We start from the raw sequence: 18,830 nt of genomic DNA, 5'->3' as shown, positions 1-18,830 counted from the left end.
GCCGCAGGCTGCGCCCGGCCGCGCAGCGGACGCCATCCGGCCGACTCGATGCTCCCCGACAACCAGCACGAGCGCTTCGCGCTCGATCGCAGCCTGCGGCAGCGGCTACAGGGTTCGGTATTGCCTTTGGTCGCGGCGCTGGCCCTGGCCGGTTGCGCCGGCCTGCCGGACCAGCGCCTGGCCAACGAGGCCCTGAAGCGCGGCGACACCGCCCTGGCCCAGCAGAACTACCGCCAACTGGCAGACCTGGGCTACAGCGAAGCGCAAGTGGGCCTGGCCGACATTCAGGTGGAAAGCCGCGACCCGGCGCAGATCAAGCAGGCCGAGGCCACCTACCGCGCCGCGGCCGACACCTCGCCCCGTGCCCAGGCGCGCCTGGGGCGCCTGCTGGTGGCCAAGCCCGGCTCCAGCGAGGCCGAGCAGCACGAAGCCGAAGGCCTGCTGAAGAAAGCCTTTGCCAATGGCGAAGGCAACACCCTGATCCCCCTGGCGATGCTGTACCTGCAATACCCCCACAGCTTCCCCAACGTCGACGCCCAGCAGCAGATCAGCCAATGGCGCGCCGCCGGCTATCCGGAAGCCGGCCTGGCCCAGGTCCTGCTGTACCGCACCCAGGGCACCTACGACCAGCACCTGGACCAGGTGGAAAGCATCTGCAAGGCCGCCCTCGACAGCACCGACATCTGCTACGTCGAGCTGGCCACCGTCTACCAGAAACGCGGCCAGCCAGAACAGCAGGCCGAGCTGATCAAGCGACTGCAGGCCGGCTACAGCCGTGGCAGCGTCAGTGCCCAGCGAGTCGACAGCGTGGCCCGGGTACTGGGCGATGCCAGTCTTGGCAAGCCGGATGAAAAGACCGCCCAGGCCCTGCTGGAACAGGTCGCCCCCGGCTACCCGGCCTCCTGGGTCAGCCTGGCGCAACTGCTCTACGACTTCCCCGAGCTGGGTGACGTCGACAAGATGATGGAATACCTGGAGAACGGCCGCGCCGCCGACCAGCCCCGGGCCGAACTGCTGCTGGGCAAGCTCTACTACGAAGGCAAGTGGGTGCCGGCGGACGCCAAGGTGGCCGAGGCGCACTTCCAGAAAGCCGTGGGCCGCGAAGTCGCCGCCGACTACTACCTGGGGCAGATCTACCGCCGTGGCTATCTGGGCCAGGTGTACCCGCAAAAAGCCCTGGACCACCTGCTGACGGCTGCCCGCAACGGCCAGAACAGCGCCGACTTCGCCATTGCCCAGCTGTTTTCCCAGGGCCGCGGCACCGCGCCCAACCCGGTCAACGCCTACGTCTTCAGCCAGTTGGCCAAGGCCCAGGACACCCCACAGGCCAACGAACTGGCCCAGCAGCTGGATCAACAACTGCCCCCCGGCCAGCGCGCCGAAGCCCAGCGCCTGCTGCAACAGGAGCAGGCGGCGCGCGGTGCCCTGACCCAGAACACGCTGCAACTGCACGCGCTGCAGGAAGAAGACGGCGAGGAATCCCTATGAAGTCCATCCCATTCAACACCGCCCCTGTAGCCGCTGCCGCAGGCTGCGACCAAGCGCGAAGCGCTCGCCACGCCTGCCCTCGCGAATCGCGGCCGCTGCGCGAACGGGCACACCCCGCCTTCACCACCACAGGCAAGCGCTTGTGCCTGTCGAAACTGGGCATGGCCCTGGGTTTTGCCATGATCTGGTCCAACCCGACCCTGGCGGCCATCACCGACACCAAGAACTTCGGCCTGGAAGTGAAGATCACCGGCCAGTCCGAGGACGATCGCGACCTGGGCACCCAGGGCGGTGGCGACGTCAACGGCATCGGCCTCGACCTGCGGCCCTGGGTCTATGGCGAAAGCGGCAACTGGAGCGCCTACGCCATGGGCCAGGCAGTGACCGCAAGCGACGTGATCGAAACCGACACCCTGCAACAGTCCGGCGACGACGCCAGCCAGCAGTCCAGCAACGATGACCGCAAGACCAAGAAGAACTACCTGGCCATGCGCGAGTTCTGGGTCGGCTACAGCGGCTTCACCGCCTACCCCGGCGAGCAGTTGAAGTTCGGCCGCCAGCGCCTGCGCAACGATGACGGGCAATGGCGCGACACCAACATCGAGGCGCTGAACTGGACCTTCGACACCACCCTGCTGCGGGCCAACCTGGGGGCCGCCGAGCGCTTCAGTGAATACCGCACCGACCTCAAGGAGCTGGCGCCCAAGGACAAGGACCGCCTGCACCTGTACGCCGACGCCGCCTACCAGTGGACGCCCGGCCAGTGGGTGGGCATCCGCGCCCACCATACCCACGACGACGGCAAGCTCGACTATGCCCAGCCCGGCGTGGCCAGCGACCCGCTGGACAAGAAGGAAAACGGCGACCTAACCTGGCTCGGCCTGGAAGCCAACAGCGACGCCTTTAACTGGCGCAACACCAATACCGTCAACTACTGGGCCAGCCTCACCGGCATGCGCGGCGACCGCGATACGGTCAACCCGCTGAACGCCGATGGCAGCCGCCCGACCCAAGCCAAGCGCGGGGACAACCTCAACGGCTGGGCCACCGACCTGGGCGTGCGCCTGCGCCTTGACCCGAACTGGCAAGTGGGCGCGGCCTATGCCCGGGCCAGCGCCGAGTACGAACAGAACGGCCTGCAAAGCAACCGCTCCAACTACACCGGTACTCGCTCCCGGGTGCACCGCTTCGGCGAAGCCTTCCGGGGCGAAATGAACAACACCCAGAGCGCCACCCTGTTCGGTTCCTGGCAACTGCGCGAGGACTACGACGCCAGCCTGGTCTACCACAAGTTCTGGCGTGTGGACGGCAACAAACCGGTGGGCAGCAACGGCATCAACGCAGTGGACAACAACTACGACGACACCACCGGCGCCCTGCTCAGCAGCACCTCGCTGCCGCTCATGGATGGCAAGAAGGACCTCGGCCAGGAGATGGACCTGGTGGTCACCAAGTACTTCAAGCAAGGCCTGTTGCCCGCGGCCCTGAGCCAGTCGATCGATGAACCTTCGGCCCTGGTGCGTTTGCGCGGTGGCGTGTTCAAGCCCGGCGACGCCTACGGCAAAGAGGTCGACTCCTACATGCACCGCGCCTTTATCGACGTGATCTGGCGCTTCTGATGCAAGCCGCTAAAGGAGTGCCCGACATGCCTACTCAAACTCTCCAGAGCCCGTTGTCCAGAGGCTCCCTGAGCCTCCTGGCCGGCGCCCTGCTGCTGGCCAGCAGCAGCGCCTTCGCCACTGCCGAGACGGCCAAGGCGCCGATCATCGCCAAGGAGCTGCAACAGGCCAAGACCTACACCGTCAGCAGTGCTCCCACCGAGCCCCTGGCCCTGGCCAAGCCGACCCTGCCCGACCTCTCCGACTACACCGCCGAGGCGGCCGCGGCGAAGATCGTGCGCAGCAAGCCGGGCAAGATCAGCGTGCGCCGGATGATGCAGGAAGACGCCCTGAAGGACTTTATCGGCGGTGACAACAAGATGGCCGAATGGGTGGTGCGCCAGCACGGCATACCCCAGGCGATCTTCATCGACGACGGCTACGTCAACCTCAAGGAACTGGTAGGCAAGCTGCCCAAGCAGTACATCAGCGAAACCGCGCCCGGGGTCTACCTGGCCCGCCTGCCCATCGTCGTCGGCCGCCACGGCATCCTGGAAATCGACAAACAGACCCAGGAGCTGCGCCTGTCCCAAGAAGGCGGCTCGTTCCTGGTCAACGATGGCCAGCTGTTCGTGCGTGACACCAAAGTCACGGGCTGGCGCGAAAAGGACAACGGCCCGGCGACCTTCCGCTCGCCCAAGGAGTTCCGCCCGTTCCTGCTGGCCTGGGGCGGCACCGAGACTTACATCGTCAACAGCACGATGGCCAGCTTCGGCTACGCCAACTCCAAGTCCTACGGGGTGAGTATTTCCCAGTACACGCCGAACATGGCCAAGGTGCTCAAGCGCCCCGAGCCCACCGGCTGGATCGTCGGCTCGACGTTCTCGGACATGTGGTACGGCTTCTACTGCTACGAGACCCGGGACTTCGTGCTCAAGGGCAACACCTACAAGGACAACATCGTCTACGGCATCGACCCCCACGACCGTTCCCATGGCCTGATCATTGCCGACAACACCGTCCACGGCACCAAGAAGAAGCACGGCATCATCATTTCCCGGGAAGTGAACGACAGCTTCATCTTCAACAACCGCAGCTACGACAACCACCTCTCCGGGCTGGTAATCGACCGTAACAGCGTCAACAACCTGATCGCCTACAACGAGATCTACCGCAACCACACCGACGGCATCACCCTCTACGAGAGTGCCGACAACCTGATCTACGGCAACAAGGTGATCAGCAACCGCCGCCACGGCATCCGCATTCGCAACAGCGTGAACATCCGCCTGTACGAAAACATCGCCATGGCCAACGGCCTGACCGGGGTCTACGGCCACATCAAGGACCTTTCCGACACCGACCGCGACATCAAGCTCGACCCGTTCGACGCCCAGGTCTCGCTGATCGTGGTCGGCGGCGAGCTGGCCGCCAACGGCAGCGGGCCGATGTCCATCGACTCCCCCTTGAGCGTGGAGCTGTACCGGGTCTCCATGCTGGCGCCGACCAAAAGCAGCGGCATCAGCTTCTCCGGGGTCCTGGGCGACCGCCAGGATGAAATTCTCGACCTGCTGGTGCGCCAGCAGAAAGCCGTGTTGATCGACCCCGTCGAACGCCAGACCGAATTGCGGGATTGAGGATGACTTTCATGCACCCACACTGGATCAAACTCCTGGGCCTGTCGGCCCTGACCGCGGGGATTCTCGCCGCCAGCGCCGGCGCCCGTGCCGACGAAACCAGCGCCACAAGCGCCGCGCCGAACTTCAAGGCCGAGCCGTGCTGCAACCTGTGCCCGGCCGCCCACGACGCAAAGAACTACGTGACCCGCTACCAGCAGAACTTCACCACCCTGGTGCAAGCCCAGGGCGACTGGTTGTTCCGTACCCAGGAAGATTTGCGCACCGAGTTCAACACCACTCCCGAAGGCTACCGCCGCCTCAAGCAGTTGCACGAAGCCTTCAAGAGCAAGGGCGTGGAACTGGTGGTGGTCTATCAGCCGACCCGCGGCCTGGTGAACCGCAACAAGCTCAACCCGGCGGAGAAAGCCCGTTTCGACTATGACAAGGCGTTGAGCAACTACAAGGCCATGCTCGGGCGCTTCGCGCAGATGGGCTACGTGGTGCCGGACCTCTCGCCGCTGACCAACGAACAACTGCCCGATACCCTGCCGGCCCACGACTTCTACTTCCGCGGCGACCAGCACTGGACCCCTTATGGCGCCCAGCGCACGGCGAAGATCGTCGCCGACAAGGTCAAGCAGTTGCCGGCCTTTGCCGACATTCCACGGCGTGAATTCGAAACCCACAAGTCCGGGCGCATGGGCAAGACCGGCACCCTGCACAACATGGCCGGCCAGTTGTGCGGCACCAGCTACGCCATCCAGTACATGGACCAGTTCACCACCGAGCCCAAGGGCGAGGCTGGCGACGGCGACCTGTTCGGCGACTCCGGCAACCCGCAGATCACCCTCGTGGGCACCAGCCACAGTGGCAAGAACTACAACTTCGCCGGCTTCCTGGAAGAGGCCATCGGTGCCGACATCCTCAACGTCGCCTTCCCCGGCGGCGGCCTGGAAGGCTCGATGCTGCAGTACCTGGGCAGCGACGAGTTCCAGAAGAGCCCGCCGAAGATCCTCATCTGGGAATTCTCGCCGCTGTACCGCCTGGACCAGGAAACCATCTACCGGCAGATGATGGCCCTGCTGGACAACGGCTGCGAGGGCAAGGACGCGCAGATGACCGGCAGCACCACCCTCAAGCCCGGCAAGAACGAATTGCTGGTCAACAGCAAGAACATGGACCTGCGCAACAGCGGTCATCAGGTCGACATCCGCTTCGCCGACACCTCGGTGAAAACCCTGCAAGCCACCCTCTGGTACATGAACGGGCGCCACGAGGACATCAAGATCGAAAAACCGGAAACATCCGACACCGACGGGCGCTTCGCCTTCGAACTGCGCACCGACGAAGACTGGGCCTCGCAGAACCTGCTGGCGGTCGAGATCCAGGGCCCGGAAGCGGGCACTGCGGGGCAGAAGGTCGAAGCGAAAATTTGCAAACGCAACGTATTCCCGAGCGCCGAGCAACGCACCGCGCAGATCGGGCAATGAGGTTACCTATGCAAAGCACAGACTTGAAACGCTTGTTGATACCCAGCCTGCTGGGGCTGGCCATCGTCACCGGCAGCGCCCAGGCCGCCGCGCCGCTGCGCCCGCCCCAGGGCTATTACGCCCCGGTGGACAAGTTCAAGAGCGGCGACAACAGCGAGGGCTGCGACGCCATGCCGGCGCCCTACACCGGCGCCCTGCAGTTTCGCAGCAAGTACGAAGGCTCGGACAAGGCCCGGGCGACCCTCAACGTGCAGTCCGAACAGGCCTTTCGCGACACCACCGCGGACATCACCAAGATCGAGCGCGGTACCAGCAAGCGGGTCATGCAGTTCATGCGCGACGGCCGCCCTGAACAGCTGGACTGCACCCTCGCCTGGCTCAGTGCCTGGGCCCAGGCCGATGCGCTGATGTCCAAGGACTTCAACCACACCGGCAAGTCGATGCGCAAATGGGCCCTGGGCAGCATGGCCTCGGCCTACCTGCGGCTGAAGTTCTCCGACTCCCATCCCCTGGCCACCCACCAGGAACAGGCACAGAAGATCGAGGCCTGGTTCAGCAAGATGGCCGACCAGGTGGTCAGCGACTGGGACAACCTGCCCCTGGACAAGACCAACAACCACTCCTACTGGGCCGCCTGGTCGGTGATGGCCACCGCCGTGGCCACCAACCGCCGCGACCTGTTCGACTGGGCGGTCAAGGAATACAAGGTCGGCGCCAACCAGGTCGATGCCGACGGCTTCTTGCCCAACGAACTCAAGCGCCAGCAGCGAGCCCTGGCCTACCACAACTACGCCCTGCCGCCGCTGGCAATGATCGCCAGCTTCGCCCAGGTCAACGGCGTCGACCTGCGCCAGGAGAACAACAGCGCCCTCAAGCGCCTGGGTGAGCGGGTGCTGGCCGGGGTCAAGGACCCGGACACCTTCGAGAAGAAGAACGGTAAGCAGCAGGACATGACCGACCTCAAGATCGACTCGAAATTCGCCTGGCTGGAACCCTACTGCAGCCTCTACACCTGCGCTCCGGAGACATTGGAGCGCAAGCACAAGATGCAGCCGTTCAAGACTTTCCGCCTGGGTGGCGACCTGACCAAGGTCTACGACCCGGCCCATGAAAAGGGCTCCTGATTCGAATCGTTGGAACGTCCCCCTGTAGGAGCTGGCTGCCAGCGAAGAGGCCCTCAAGAGCGCCTTCGCCGGCAAGCCGGCTCCTACAGGGGGCGCGCTGCACGCAGTACCGCTTTCCCGGTTTTTCACGGGGGGGTTTGGGGGGGCTCCGGCCTCTGACTATTGGTTAAACATGGAGAGATCGGGATGGTTTTCTCATCCAATGTGTTCCTGTTCCTGTTCCTGCCGATCTTTCTCGGCTTGTACTACTTGAGCGGGCAACGCTATCGCAACTTGCTGCTGCTGATCGCCAGCTATGTGTTCTATGCCTGGTGGCGCGTGGACTTCCTGGCGCTGTTCGCCGGGGTCACCCTGTGGAACTACTGGATCGGCCTGAAAGTCGGCGCCGCCGGTGTCAGGACCAAACCCGCCCAGCGCTGGCTGCTGCTGGGGGTGGCGGTGGACCTGTGCATCCTCGGCTACTTCAAGTACGCCAACTTCGGCGTCGACAGCATCAACGCTATCATGACCTCCATGGGGCTTGAGCCGTTCATCCTGACCCACGTGCTGCTGCCGATCGGCATCTCGTTCTACATCTTCGAGTCCATCAGCTACATCATCGACGTCTACCGCGGCGACACCCCGGCCACCCGCAACCTGATCGACTTCGCGGCGTTCGTGGCAATCTTCCCGCACCTGATCGCCGGCCCCGTGCTGCGCTTTCGTGACCTGGCGGACCAGTTCAACAACCGCACCCACACCCTGGACAAGTTCTCCGAAGGCTGCACGCGGTTCATGCAGGGCTTCATCAAGAAAGTGTTCATCGCCGACACCCTGGCGGTGGTCGCCGACCATTGCTTCGCCCTGCACAACCCCACCACGGGCGATGCCTGGCTCGGCGCCCTGGCCTACACCGCGCAGCTGTACTTCGACTTCTCCGGCTACAGCGACATGGCCATCGGCCTGGGCTTGATGATGGGTTTTCGCTTCATGGAAAACTTCAAGCAGCCCTACATCAGCCAGTCGATCACCGAGTTCTGGCGGCGCTGGCACATCAGCCTCTCTACCTGGCTGCGCGACTACCTGTACATCACCCTGGGCGGCAACCGCAAAGGCACCCTGATCACCTACCGCAACCTGTTCCTGACCATGCTCCTGGGCGGCCTGTGGCACGGCGCCAACTTCACCTACATCGTCTGGGGCGCCTGGCACGGCATGTGGCTGGCCATCGAAAAGGCCCTGGGCATCAACACCACGCCGCGCAGCCTGAACCCGGTGCGCTGGGCCCTGACCTTCCTGCTGGTGGTGATGGGCTGGGTGATCTTCCGCGCCGAGAACCTGCACGTAGCAGGCCGCATGTACGGCGCGATGTTCAGCTTTGGCGACTGGTCGCTGTCGGAACTCAACCGCGCCAGCCTCACCGGCCTGCAAGTGGCGACCCTGATCCTGGCCTACGCCACCCTGGCGTTCTTCGGCCTGCGTGACCTGTACCGCAACCCGGCGCCGGTCAAGGCCAAGCCCGAGGTCACTACCGCCGCCGACGGCCCGGCCAGCGCCCAGCCCGGCCTGATCAAGGCGGTGCCCGGGGACAACCCCGGCAGCATTCACCAACCGGGCTACATCGTCGGCACCGAGGCCCAGGTGCAGCCGGCCTACTGGACTGCCGACTGGTCGCGCTACGCCATGCGCGCCCTGGTGCTGCTGCTGTTCATTGCCTCGATTCTCAAACTCTCGGCGCAAAGCTTCTCGCCGTTCCTTTACTTCCAGTTCTGAGGGATCTGCCCATGACCCGCTCATTACGTGTGTTCTACATCGCCCTGTTCCTGCTGACCCTGCTGGTGCTGGGGGTGTGGTCGGCGCGCAGCTTCTTCGGTTTCAGTACCAACAACGACGCCACCGTGCTCAACGGGCGCTGGGCCAAGGCGGTGGAAACCCACTACGACGACCAGTTCCCGATCAAGCGCCTGGGCACCAACCTCTGGGCCGCCCTGGACTTCAAGCTGTTCAACGAAGGGCGCCCGGGGGTGGTGCTGGGCCGTGACCAGTGGCTGTACAGCGATGAAGAGTTCAACCCCGTGGTCAACGAGGAGCTCAACCTGCAGGGCAACTACGCCCTGGTGGAAGGCGTGCGCCAGACCCTCAAGGAGCACGGGGTGAAACTGGTGATGGCGATCGTTCCGGCCAAGGTGCGCCTGTACCCGGAACACATGGACGAAGTGCGCCCGGCGCGCATCCACGCCAACCTCTACCAGGACTTCCACGCCCGGGTCGCTGCCGACAAGATCCTTGCCCCCGACCTGCTTGGCCCCCTGCAACAGGCCAAGCAACAGGGCCAGCAAGTGTTCCTGCGCACCGACACCCACTGGACCCCCGCCGGCGCCGAGATCGTCGCCCGCCAACTGGCCCTGACCATCGCCGCCAAGACCCCGCTCAGCGGTCAGCCACAGCGCTTCGTCACCGAGACCGAAGAGACCGTGGAACACAAGGGCGACCTGCGCCGCTTCCTGCCCCTGGACCCGCTGTTCGAAAACCTGATGCCGGCCGAAGAGCCCCTGCAAAAGCGCGTGACCCGGGCCAGCGAAGAGCAGCCGGCCGCCGACGACGCGCTGTTCGCCGACCGCGAAGTGCCGGTGACCCTGGTGGGCACCAGCTACAGCGCCAACCCCAGCTGGAACTTCGTCGGCGCCCTGAAACAGGCCCTGCACAGCGACGTGCTGAGCTACGCCGAAGACGGCCACGGCCCGATCCTGCCGATGCTCAGCTACCTGAAAAGCGACGACTTCAAGAACAACCCGCCCCAGGTGCTGATCTGGGAATTCCCTGAACGCTATCTGCCTGTGAACAACGAAATCGGCGACGCCGACCCGCAGTGGGTCGCAGAGCTCAAGCAAGCCGGTGCTCGCCAACAGAACGTAGCTGCACTCAACAAATCCGAGACGCCCGACCGGGCGCAAAACTGAAAAGAGGTAACACTCATGACTTTCACTACTACTCCTCGTCGTCTCGCTGCCAAATCCCTGAAAGCTGCCGTATTGGCCGCGGGCCTGGGCCTGCTATCAGCTCCGGTATTCGCCGGTGGCGATGCCGCCCTGTACGGCCCCACCGCGCCCAAGGGCTCGACCTTCGTGCGCCTGTACAACGCCAGCAACAGCGAAGTCAGCGCCACGGTGGGCAGCACCAACGTCAATGACGTCGCGCCCCTGGCCAGCAGCGACTTCAGCTTCATGCCCGGCGGCGACTACACCGCCAAGGTGGGCAGCCAGAGCGTACCGGTAAAACTGGCCGCCGATCACTATTACACCCTGGTCAACAACGCCAGCGGCCAGCCGCAACTGATCGAAGAACCGCCGTTCAAGAACAAGCAGAAATCCCTGGTGCGGGTGCAGAACCTCAGCGACCAGGCCCTGACCCTGAAGACCGCCGACGGCAAGACCGATGTGGTCAAGGCCGTGGCCGCCAAGGGCCGCGGCGAGCGCGAAATCAACCCGGTGAAGGTCAGCTTCGCCCTGTATGACGGCGAGAAAAAGGTCAGCGACCTCAAGCCCGTGGCCCTGGAGCGCGGCGAAGCAGCGGTGCTCTACGTCACCGGCAACGGCAGCAACCTGTCGCCGGTCTGGGTCAAGCGCCCGGTTTCCACCCGCTAATGAATTTCCGGAAGGCTGCTCCCCGCCTCTCGTAGGAGCTGGCTTGCCAGCGAAGGCGTCCTCACGGGCCCCTTCGCCGGCAAGCCGGCTCCTACAGAAGGTGGGCAGCGCATCCGGTCACGCAACAAAAACAAGAGTGAAACGACAGAACGCAGTAGCTCTAACCCATACGATGTTTGAAGGAGTAACAACATGATTCCGGTGATCTTGTCAGGTGGTAGCGGCTCACGTCTTTGGCCGCTTTCGCGCAAGCAATTCCCCAAGCAGTTCCTCGCCCTGACCGGCGAACACACTTTGTTCCAGCAGACCCTGGAGCGCCTGGTGTTCGAAGGCATGGATACCCCCATCGTGGTCTGCAACAAGGACCACCGCTTTATCGTCAACGAGCAACTGGCGGCCCGTAAGCTCGAATCCCAGCGCATCCTCATGGAGCCCTTCGGCCGCAACACCGCCCCGGCCGTGGCCCTGACCGCGATGATGCTGGTCAACGAAGGCCGTGACGAGCTGATGCTGGTACTGCCCGCCGACCACGTCCTGGACGACCAGAAAGCCCTGCAACGGGCCCTGGCCCTGGCCACCGTGGCCGCCGAGCGTGGCGAAATGGTGCTGTTCGGGGTCCCGGCAACCAAGCCGGAAACCGGCTACGGCTACATCAAGTCCACCAACGATGCGCTGCTCCCGGAGGGGGTCAGCCGGGTCTCGCACTTCGTCGAAAAGCCCGACGAAAAACGCGCCACCGAGTTTGTCCAGGCCGGCGGCTATTTCTGGAACAGCGGCATGTTCCTGTTCCGCGCCAGCCGCTTCCTCGAAGAGCTGAAGAAACACGACCCGGACATCTACGACACCTGCCTCTTGACCCTGGAGCGCAGCCAGCAGGACCCGGACACCGTGACCATCGACGAAGCCACCTTCGCCTGCTGCCCGGACAACTCCCTCGACTACGCGGTGATGGAGAAGACCCAGCGCGCCTGCGTGGTCCCCCTGAGTGCCGGCTGGAGCGATGTCGGCTGCTGGTCGTCGCTGTGGGACGTGCATGAAAAAGACGCCAACGGCAACGTCAGCAAAGGCGATGTGGTGATCCAGGACAGCAAGAACTGCATGATCCACGGCAACGGCAAGCTGGTGTCGGTGATCGGCCTTGAAAACATCGTCGTGGTGGAAACCAAGGACGCCATGATGATCGCCCACAAGGACAAGGTCCAAGGGGTGAAACAGATGGTCAACACCCTCAACGAACAGGGCCGCAGCGAGACCCAGAACCACTGCGAGGTCTACCGCCCGTGGGGCTCCTACGACTCGGTGGACATGGGCGGGCGTTTCCAGGTCAAGCACATCTCGGTCAAGCCGGGGGCCTGCCTGTCGCTACAGATGCACCACCACCGCGCCGAACACTGGATCGTGGTCAGCGGCACCGCCGAAGTCACCTGTGACGAGAACGTGTTCCTGCTCACCGAGAACCAGTCCACCTACATCCCGATTGCCTCGGTGCACCGCCTGCGCAACCCGGGCAAGATCCCGCTGGAGATCATCGAAGTGCAATCGGGCAGCTACCTGGGCGAAGACGATATCGAGCGGTTTGAAGATATCTACGGCCGCTCCACCCCGGTGGAACGTGGCGTCTCAGTGAAGACCATCGCCCAGTAACAGCGACAGGCTTCAAGCGGCAAGCTGCGAGCAAAGGCAGAGCGCCGTTATCAGCGAGTCCTTTCAACCCCCTTCCAGGCGCCTGCGTCCCCTATCCGCAGGCGCCTGGACAGGGGGATTTTTTTGTAGCCGCTGCCGCAGGCTGCGAAAAGGGCCGAAGGACCTTCAGCGGTCTTGAGCCCCCTGCGCCCCCTGCGCGGGCGTTCGCAGCCTGCGGCAGCGGCTACAAGAAGCAAAAAAGCGCTGCGTCCCTCCCACGAAGACGCAGCGCCCTTTCGACTCCTTCCATCAAGAAACATCGATCAGGCCTGCAACACCTCTTCCTTCATTCCCAATCCCACGTCATCGATCACCGCCTTGCCCATTTCCGCCAGAAAATGCGCGGCCCAGGCGTAGCGCTCGCCCTGGTCTTCCATGGCCGCATCCAGGGTGAGTTTCTTGGCGTAATACAGCAGGGTCGACGCGTGCTCCAGCGCCTGCTGCAAAGGCACATCGGCATTGACGCGGAACAGGGACTGATCGGCGTCACCACAGGAACCGAAGGTGACGAAGCCCGAGGTCTTGATAGCGCACATGGTTGAACCTCCCGTATCAAAGTGAGAGCTGCCACGTTCGTTACCAAGCGAATGGGTGGCAGCCGTGCGCAGGTTGGTAAACCGGAGATACAGGAACCCGGCAGGGACGAGCCCTCCCACGCACAGCCGCCATTGCACGGAAACGCGGGCGCAAAAAAAACGCCTGCAATCGTCAAGGGGCGCTGTTGCGCCTGTATCAACACGGGTTACCAAGCCCGGCCGCTGAGTTGGCAGCGACGCTCAAAGGCTAGTCCCGGGTTCGACACGGAGCAACGACAAAGGCGTCGCAGTTTATGTCCAAGCCACGGGTGTTGGGAATGTTCAGGATGGTGGCACGCCGTAGCACGCCAGAATCAGCAGGCCATTGCGGCCAACTTCGATAGGGGTTTTAGGCAGTGACGATGCGCTTGAAGATATCTGCCATGGGCGTGTAGTTCACATAGACGCCATTGATATTCGCTTCAAGCCACTCATCCTGGCTGAGCTCTTCCCAATCCAGTTCGTAACCTGCCGATAGCGCGAGGTGTTCAAAGAAGATCCGCTGGACTCGGCCATTGCCCTCGCGAAACGGATGAATCATGTTCAGCTCGCAGTAGAATTCCGCCAACTTTTCACAGAAATCGTTTCGTTCAAGTCCACTCAGCCAGTTGTTTTCTTGAAGATTGGAAAAAATCTTCAGGGCTTCCGCCTCGATTCTTCCGCAGTTACAGAAACGCGTTCCGCCCTTGGAGATATCAACATTTCTTATCTCTCCCGCCCAGGCATAGAGGTCGGAAAACAACTGGCGATGCAGCAGCTTGAAATTCTCCAGGCTGTAGGGCGGAGCGACATAGCGAACCCGACTGACGGTCAGCGCGGTGATGTCCCTCTCCGCTGCCTCAAGGGCGGCCATTTCCTGGATATTCAGCTTGTTTTTAAGCACTGAGGAGGCGGGGTAGCAGTAATGATCATGAGAGGCGTCGTATTTATCCATTCAACGGTCTTCCATGCTTGGCCAGGATTTTTTCCAACGAAGCTTTTTCGTCGAAGATCGGTATATCTATGCCTTCCAGTCTTGAACTGCTGACAAAGTTTTTAAGCTTGTTCTTTTCGAAACGCTCATAAGGATCAAACGCTGGACGAACAGCGCATTTCGACAACAGGGACAAAGCGCCTCTAAGTTCTGCAACATTCCTGGCGCACATCCTGAAGCCGATTCTTTTTGAAACTTCATTGCGCACGGCCGGATAGGGCAACGCATCAATAAGCACGCGTTCGCACTCTCGCCCCTCTTCTGCGAGGGCACTCAGGCGCTTTAACTTCAAAGATAAAGAGCTCCAGCCATTTGCCCCTAACTTCAGATGAAGCTGAGTTTCGACAAAGCGTTTGACCTCAAGAAACGTCCCCAGCTTCTTCAGATCGCTGATCTGTGCAGTTTGCAAGATCTGCTGCAGTGATACGTCCATCATCGCCCCATGATTGATGCCAAAGCCCGGAGATTATACACCTCATAGATCGCCACCACGGGCACGTCTCGTCCTTGGCACCAGCACGCTTCACAGTCAAAAGCGGAGCCCACCCCTTCAGCTAGCATTCGCCTCGTTCGATGTTTGCAGCCCTGAGAGCCTGAGCATTTTCCAGTCCCGGTAAAGGTGTTCCAGAAATGGATAGATGACCCCGAAGCATGCCAGCCACCTGCTCGGGCGGGCACCAGAGTGGACCACATGATGTCCACTATCGGCATAAATCCGCTTTAACAGGCCTTCTGTTGTCCCTAACGCCCCCATCAAAACCTGGCCTGTGGATAACGTCACAACAGCCACCCTCCATCGCCAACCCCACCTACGCTTAGGTAGGATGTCCCCTCCTTTTCCCCGAGGCTCGCGTCATGTTCATCGGCGTTCTGCTGGTCATTACCTGGCTGATCCTGCTTCTGCGCTACCCCGCCAAAGCCCTCCCCGTGTCCCTGGCTGCCGCGTTCGGCCTGGCCCTGGTGGCCTGCTGGGTGGTCTGGCTGGACAACCGCGAAGCCCAGCAACTGGCGCGCCTGGAGTTGCGCCTGACCTACGCGCCGGAGCACTGCCCCGCCGACCGTCCATTGCAGGTCAAGCTGAACAACGGCAACAAGGTGCCCCTGGTGGAATTGCGCTGGCGGGTCGCCGCCTATGCCCCGGGGGATACGGTCAACCTCGCCGACAACCAGTACAGTGCCCCTCGCTACCGTGGCCCCGGCGAGTTGCAGGCCGGCGCCAACTGGCAGGACTGCTTGCCCCTGCCGCCGCTGCGCCCCGGCTATCGCCCGCAAACCCTGGAGTTTCGCGCCGAGCGTTTACAGGGTAGTTTCTCCGACTGATTCACCCCCTCCCTCACCCAGCACAAGGACCGCGCCATGCCCGTAGCGTTGATCACCGGTTGTTCCAGCGGCATCGGCCGCGCCCTGGCGGACACCTTCAAGGGCGCCGGTTTCACCGTGCTCGCCACCGCCCGCAAGGCCGAGGACGTCTCTGCCCTGCAAGCGGCCGGTTTCAAGGCCGTGCAACTGGACGTCAATGACGGCCCGGCCCTGGGCGCCCTGGGCGAGGAGATCAACCAGCAGTACGGCGGCCTCGATGTGCTGATCAACAACGCCGGCTACGGCGCCATGGGCCCGCTGCTCGATGGCGGCGTGGAAGCGATGCAACGCCAGTTCGAAACCAATGTGTTCTCGGTGGTCGGGGTGACTCGGGCGATGTTCCCGGTGCTGCGCCGCAGCCGCGGCCTGGTGGTGAACATCGGCAGTGTGTCCGGGGTGCTGGTGACGCCTTTTGCCGGTGCCTACTGCGCCTCGAAAGCCGCAGTGCACGCCTTGAGCGATGCCCTGCGCATGGAGCTGGCGCCGTTCGGCATCCGCGTCATGGAAGTGCAGCCCGGGGCCATTGCTTCAAGCTTCGCCAAGAATGCCGGGCATGAAGCCGAACAGCTGCTCAACGAGCAATCGCCCTGGTGGCCGCTGCGCGAGGGCATCCGCTCCCGGGCCAAGGCCTCCCAGGACAAGCCGACCCCGGCCAGCGAATTCGCCGCCGGCTTGCTCAAGGCGGTGCAGCAGGACAATCCGCCACGCCTGGTACGGCTGGGCAATGGCAGCCGCGCCCTGCCGCTGCTGGCCAACCTGCTGCCCAAGGGTCTGCTGGAGAAGGGACTGATGAAGCGCTTCGGCCTGAGCGCCAGGCTCTGACCCCTACGCACGCAAGCCATCCAGGGTGTACCGCGTGCCTCCCGTAGGAGCCGGCTTGCCGGCGAAGAGGCCCGCGAGCCGAGTGCAAATCTTGCGACCACCTTCGCTGGCAAGCCAGCTCCTACCGCGGTGGCGCAGTGCGCCTTTGTTCATTCGCCAATCAAGGATCTGCCCCATTGAAATATCGTAGTGCGCTGACGTTGACTCTGTTCGCCTTGCTGCTGGGCTGCCATGCCTCGTCACCGGACGAAAAACTCAATGCCACCCTGCCGGAGCTGAGCCTGGAACAGATCCTGCCCAAGGTCGAGGCCAACCCGTACTGCTCGCCGGAGATGGACAGCGAACGGCTGGTCGGCCTCGGCATCCGCCTGATGAATGAGGACGAGGTACTGCATGGCGCAAGCCGTACCTTGCTGGCGAGCAAGGCCATACAAATGGCCCGCGGCTGCCTGATCATGGCCGCCCCCCGCGATACCATGAGCCTGTGCATCCTGGGCGGGATTGTCGGCTCCAGGCAGAAGGACTATGACAAAAGCGAAGCCTTCAACTACATCGCTTACGCCGCCCAGCACAATGAATCCTGCGCGGAAGCGGGCCTGTACGACATCTACAACCTTGGCAAGTTGGACCAGCCGGCGAACAAGGCATTGTCCATGGCCTGGCTGGAACGCGCCGCTCGGCACGGCGACGAGGACTCGCAACAAGAGATGCTGCGCAGCAGCGAACAGGACAATTTGCCACTGGCCTACGCCTGGGCCCGAACCCTCGATGACGCCCAAAGGCTCGAAGCGCTGAAACGCAAGATGAGCCCTCAGCAAACAGCTGAAGGCGAACAGCACTACACCCGGCTACTCAGCCAGCTCCCCTCCAAACAGGATCTTGAGCAGGCGCTGCGCCAGAACGTCATCCTCCTGGGCACAGGGGATATCTACTACGACTACCCGGAAGTGTTCGCGGGCATGTCCGCTGAGCAACAGCATGCTTTCGTCGCCCAGTTGGTGGACATGCAGGACCGCTACCCGAAGTTCCACACCCGCGGCCAACTGGTGGCCTACGCCTTGATTTCCCGCCTGGTGCAAAGCACCGGGCCGGCCGTGGACCTGTGGCAAGACCCGGCGCTGCAGGCCGTGCTGGAGGACGATGACCTGAGCGTGGAAGACAGCGTGGCCAAGGCCAAAATCCTCCTGGCCAAGCGCACGCCATAACTGGAGCGGCAGGCGCTACTGCTTTTGCAGCCGCAGCCAGACAGCTGCTGCGGTTTCGGTTGTGCGCCCTCTCAAACCCAGTAGAATCCGCGGTCTTGAGCGCCCGCGCTCAAGCAGCATGGAATCGCTGGCGCCGACACCCAAGCACGGAACTGCTCACGCTCCCCTCCTTTGCCGTCCCTGCCTGATTTCATGCGCGTCTTTTTTCATTCGCCGATCAGGGAATATCCATTGAAATTGTTCAACGCGCTGCCACTGGCATTGGCTGTCTTGCTGGCGGCTTGCGCCTCCACGCCTGCGCAAAACACCGAACCGAAACGCCCCGAACTCAATGACACCCTGCCCAAGCTGACGCTGGACAGCGTCTTGCCCAAGGTCAGCGCCAACGAGTACTGCAACCCGGCCATGGACGCGGATGTGCTGTACGGCGCCGGTTACAAGCTGAACGAGATCGAGGACTACAAGAACGCCAAGAGCTGCTTCGCCATGGCCGCGCCGCACTACACCCGGGCCTTCTGCTATCTGTCCACCACCACCGATCAGGAAACGGACAAGCCCAAGGCTGAGCGCGACCGCGAGTCCTTCAACTACATCGCCTACTCGGCGTCACAGAACGATTGGTGCGCCGAGTACGGCATGTACGCCACCTACTGGTTCGGCGACAAGGACATCCCCAAGGACCGGGACCTGGCCCTGCGCTGGCTGGAGCGCTCTGCGCTGCACGGCAACCCGGAACCGCAGCAGAGCCTGGCCGACGCCGCCGAAGAGTCCGGCGACCTGGTGAAGGCCTACGCCTGGCTGAAGGTTATCGACAACACCGAGGACACCAGCCAGCTGGATGCCCTTAAAGGCAAGATGAGCCCAGAGCAACTGGCCGAAGGCGAACAGCACTTTGACGAGCTTAAGGCGCGGGTGACCAGCAAGCAGGTGATGTACGACGAGGCGCGGGATGAAGAAGTGGCGATTTTCTCGGCCGAGATCCATTTCGATCTCCCCGACCTGTTCAAGGGCATGACCACGGCCGAGCGCCAGGCCTTCGTCAAGGCGGCCATCGCCAAGGCCCGGGACAGCGGCCAGTTCAAGCTGCATTACGCAGTGACCCAGTACATCATCGTCTCGCGCCTGGCCCAGCAGCGTTACCCCGGTGTCGACGTGCTGCAGAACCCGAAGCTGGTGGCCACCATCAACAACGTCAACGACGGCCTGGAAGCTGCGGCGAAGAAGTCCCAGGCGATCATGGACAAAAGCTACAAATAACCGCCCCCTGTAGG

General features: G+C 63.0%; 16 protein-coding genes. 13 read left to right on the top strand and 3 right to left on the bottom strand.

The annotated features are described in order from the left end of the window. The first annotated feature begins 48 nt into the window (after positions 1-48). The 9 genes from algK (at position 49) to AC1RGE_RS12445 (ending at position 12,586) form a co-directional block, all read left to right on the top strand. Complete coding sequence (gene algK, locus AC1RGE_RS12485) at positions 49-1,488, top strand: alginate biosynthesis TPR repeat lipoprotein AlgK (RefSeq protein ID WP_011059374.1); 1,440 nt, start codon at positions 49-51, stop codon at positions 1,486-1,488. A gap of 161 nt (positions 1,489-1,649) precedes the next feature. Next, positions 1,650-3,107 (top strand): alginate export family protein, encoded by a 1,458-nt coding sequence (locus AC1RGE_RS12480; RefSeq protein WP_036996876.1) that lies wholly within the window; start codon positions 1,650-1,652, stop codon positions 3,105-3,107. A 26-nt stretch (positions 3,108-3,133) separates the two neighbouring features. Next, positions 3,134-4,723: a mannuronan 5-epimerase AlgG gene (algG, locus tag AC1RGE_RS12475; RefSeq protein WP_220223730.1), complete on the top strand. Its 1,590-nt coding sequence runs from the start codon at positions 3,134-3,136 to the stop codon at positions 4,721-4,723. 11 nt (positions 4,724-4,734) lie between these two features. Then, positions 4,735-6,195: an alginate O-acetyltransferase gene (locus tag AC1RGE_RS12470; RefSeq protein ID WP_011059371.1), complete on the top strand. Its 1,461-nt coding sequence runs from the start codon at positions 4,735-4,737 to the stop codon at positions 6,193-6,195. An 8-nt stretch (positions 6,196-6,203) separates the two neighbouring features. Then, complete coding sequence (locus tag AC1RGE_RS12465) at positions 6,204-7,319, top strand: mannuronate-specific alginate lyase (protein WP_072443056.1); 1,116 nt, start codon at positions 6,204-6,206, stop codon at positions 7,317-7,319. 186 nt (positions 7,320-7,505) lie between these two features. After that, positions 7,506-9,071, top strand: a complete 1,566-nt coding sequence (locus AC1RGE_RS12460) for an MBOAT family O-acyltransferase (RefSeq protein WP_053149125.1) — start codon at positions 7,506-7,508, stop codon at positions 9,069-9,071. A gap of 11 nt (positions 9,072-9,082) precedes the next feature. Then, positions 9,083-10,258 (top strand): alginate O-acetyltransferase, encoded by a 1,176-nt coding sequence (locus AC1RGE_RS12455; protein WP_011059368.1) that lies wholly within the window; start codon positions 9,083-9,085, stop codon positions 10,256-10,258. Between the two features lie 15 nt (positions 10,259-10,273). Further along, positions 10,274-10,942 (top strand): alginate O-acetyltransferase AlgF, encoded by a 669-nt coding sequence (locus AC1RGE_RS12450; protein ID WP_011059367.1) that lies wholly within the window; start codon positions 10,274-10,276, stop codon positions 10,940-10,942. Positions 10,943-11,134: 192 nt separating this feature from the next. Continuing rightward, positions 11,135-12,586 carry a mannose-1-phosphate guanylyltransferase/mannose-6-phosphate isomerase gene (locus AC1RGE_RS12445; protein ID WP_011059366.1) on the top strand — a complete coding sequence of 484 codons (1,452 nt, stop codon included), beginning with the start codon at positions 11,135-11,137 and terminating at the stop codon, positions 12,584-12,586. 302 nt (positions 12,587-12,888) lie between these two features. Here the strand turns inward: AC1RGE_RS12445 and AC1RGE_RS12440 are convergent, their stop codons facing one another. The 3 genes from AC1RGE_RS12440 to AC1RGE_RS12430 form a co-directional block, all read right to left on the bottom strand. Continuing rightward, a complete protein-coding gene (locus AC1RGE_RS12440; protein WP_019094742.1) occupies positions 12,889-13,161 on the bottom strand; it encodes a DUF3077 domain-containing protein in 273 nt (90 codons plus the stop codon). Positions 13,162-13,549: 388 nt separating this feature from the next. Beyond that, positions 13,550-14,134 (bottom strand): putative adenosine monophosphate-protein transferase Fic, encoded by a 585-nt coding sequence (locus tag AC1RGE_RS12435; RefSeq protein WP_065364593.1) that lies wholly within the window; start codon positions 14,132-14,134, stop codon positions 13,550-13,552. Further along, entirely contained in the window at positions 14,127-14,606 is a 480-nt protein-coding gene (locus tag AC1RGE_RS12430; RefSeq protein WP_011059363.1) for a YhfG family protein, read from the bottom strand. Before AC1RGE_RS12430 ends, AC1RGE_RS12435 begins: the two co-directional genes overlap by 8 nt. Positions 14,607-15,028: 422 nt before the next feature. On the opposite strand from AC1RGE_RS12430, the gene AC1RGE_RS12425 reads away from it, so the two are divergent. The 4 genes from AC1RGE_RS12425 to AC1RGE_RS12410 all read left to right on the top strand — a co-directional run bounded on the left by AC1RGE_RS12425 (position 15,029) and on the right by AC1RGE_RS12410 (position 18,816). After that, positions 15,029-15,493, top strand: coding sequence for a hypothetical protein (locus tag AC1RGE_RS12425; RefSeq protein WP_019094739.1), 465 nt, complete (start codon positions 15,029-15,031; stop codon positions 15,491-15,493). Positions 15,494-15,529: 36 nt separating this feature from the next. Further along, positions 15,530-16,354, top strand: a complete 825-nt coding sequence (locus tag AC1RGE_RS12420; RefSeq protein ID WP_041116054.1) for an SDR family oxidoreductase — start codon at positions 15,530-15,532, stop codon at positions 16,352-16,354. A gap of 176 nt (positions 16,355-16,530) precedes the next feature. Then, the gene (locus AC1RGE_RS12415) at positions 16,531-17,559 is read left to right on the top strand and encodes a hypothetical protein (protein ID WP_026020169.1); all 1,029 of its coding nucleotides are present in this window, start codon (positions 16,531-16,533) and stop codon (positions 17,557-17,559) included. Between the two features lie 231 nt (positions 17,560-17,790). Next, on the top strand, positions 17,791-18,816 hold the full coding sequence (locus AC1RGE_RS12410) for an SEL1-like repeat protein (protein WP_255313389.1): 1,026 nt from the start codon (positions 17,791-17,793) through the stop codon (positions 18,814-18,816). Positions 18,817-18,830 lie beyond the last annotated feature (14 nt).

The organism is Pseudomonas sp. GW823-FHT02C05 (assembly GCF_058797595.1).
Note: the sequence above shows the minus strand (reverse complement) of the source record. Positions and strands in the feature narration are given on the sequence as shown.

Bases quoted from the DNA above. Each gene is read 5' to 3' on its own strand.
- AC1RGE_RS12465 (WP_072443056.1), top strand. From the start codon at position 6,204: ATGCAAAGCACAGACTTGAAACGCTTGTTGATACCCAGCCTGCTGGGG.
- algK (WP_011059374.1), top strand. From the start codon at position 49: ATGCTCCCCGACAACCAGCACGAGCGCTTCGCGCTCGATCGCAGCCTG.
- AC1RGE_RS12470 (WP_011059371.1), top strand. From the start codon at position 4,735: ATGCACCCACACTGGATCAAACTCCTGGGCCTGTCGGCCCTGACCGCG.
- AC1RGE_RS12420 (WP_041116054.1), top strand. From the start codon at position 15,530: ATGCCCGTAGCGTTGATCACCGGTTGTTCCAGCGGCATCGGCCGCGCC.
- AC1RGE_RS12455 (WP_011059368.1), top strand. From the start codon at position 9,083: ATGACCCGCTCATTACGTGTGTTCTACATCGCCCTGTTCCTGCTGACC.
- AC1RGE_RS12440 (WP_019094742.1), bottom strand. From the start codon at position 13,161: ATGTGCGCTATCAAGACCTCGGGCTTCGTCACCTTCGGTTCCTGTGGT.
- AC1RGE_RS12460 (WP_053149125.1), top strand. From the start codon at position 7,506: ATGGTTTTCTCATCCAATGTGTTCCTGTTCCTGTTCCTGCCGATCTTT.
- AC1RGE_RS12450 (WP_011059367.1), top strand. From the start codon at position 10,274: ATGACTTTCACTACTACTCCTCGTCGTCTCGCTGCCAAATCCCTGAAA.
- AC1RGE_RS12425 (WP_019094739.1), top strand. From the start codon at position 15,029: ATGTTCATCGGCGTTCTGCTGGTCATTACCTGGCTGATCCTGCTTCTG.
- AC1RGE_RS12445 (WP_011059366.1), top strand. From the start codon at position 11,135: ATGATTCCGGTGATCTTGTCAGGTGGTAGCGGCTCACGTCTTTGGCCG.
- AC1RGE_RS12480 (WP_036996876.1), top strand. From the start codon at position 1,650: ATGGCCCTGGGTTTTGCCATGATCTGGTCCAACCCGACCCTGGCGGCC.
- AC1RGE_RS12430 (WP_011059363.1), bottom strand. From the start codon at position 14,606: ATGGACGTATCACTGCAGCAGATCTTGCAAACTGCACAGATCAGCGAT.
- algG (WP_220223730.1), top strand. From the start codon at position 3,134: ATGCCTACTCAAACTCTCCAGAGCCCGTTGTCCAGAGGCTCCCTGAGC.
- AC1RGE_RS12435 (WP_065364593.1), bottom strand. From the start codon at position 14,134: ATGGATAAATACGACGCCTCTCATGATCATTACTGCTACCCCGCCTCC.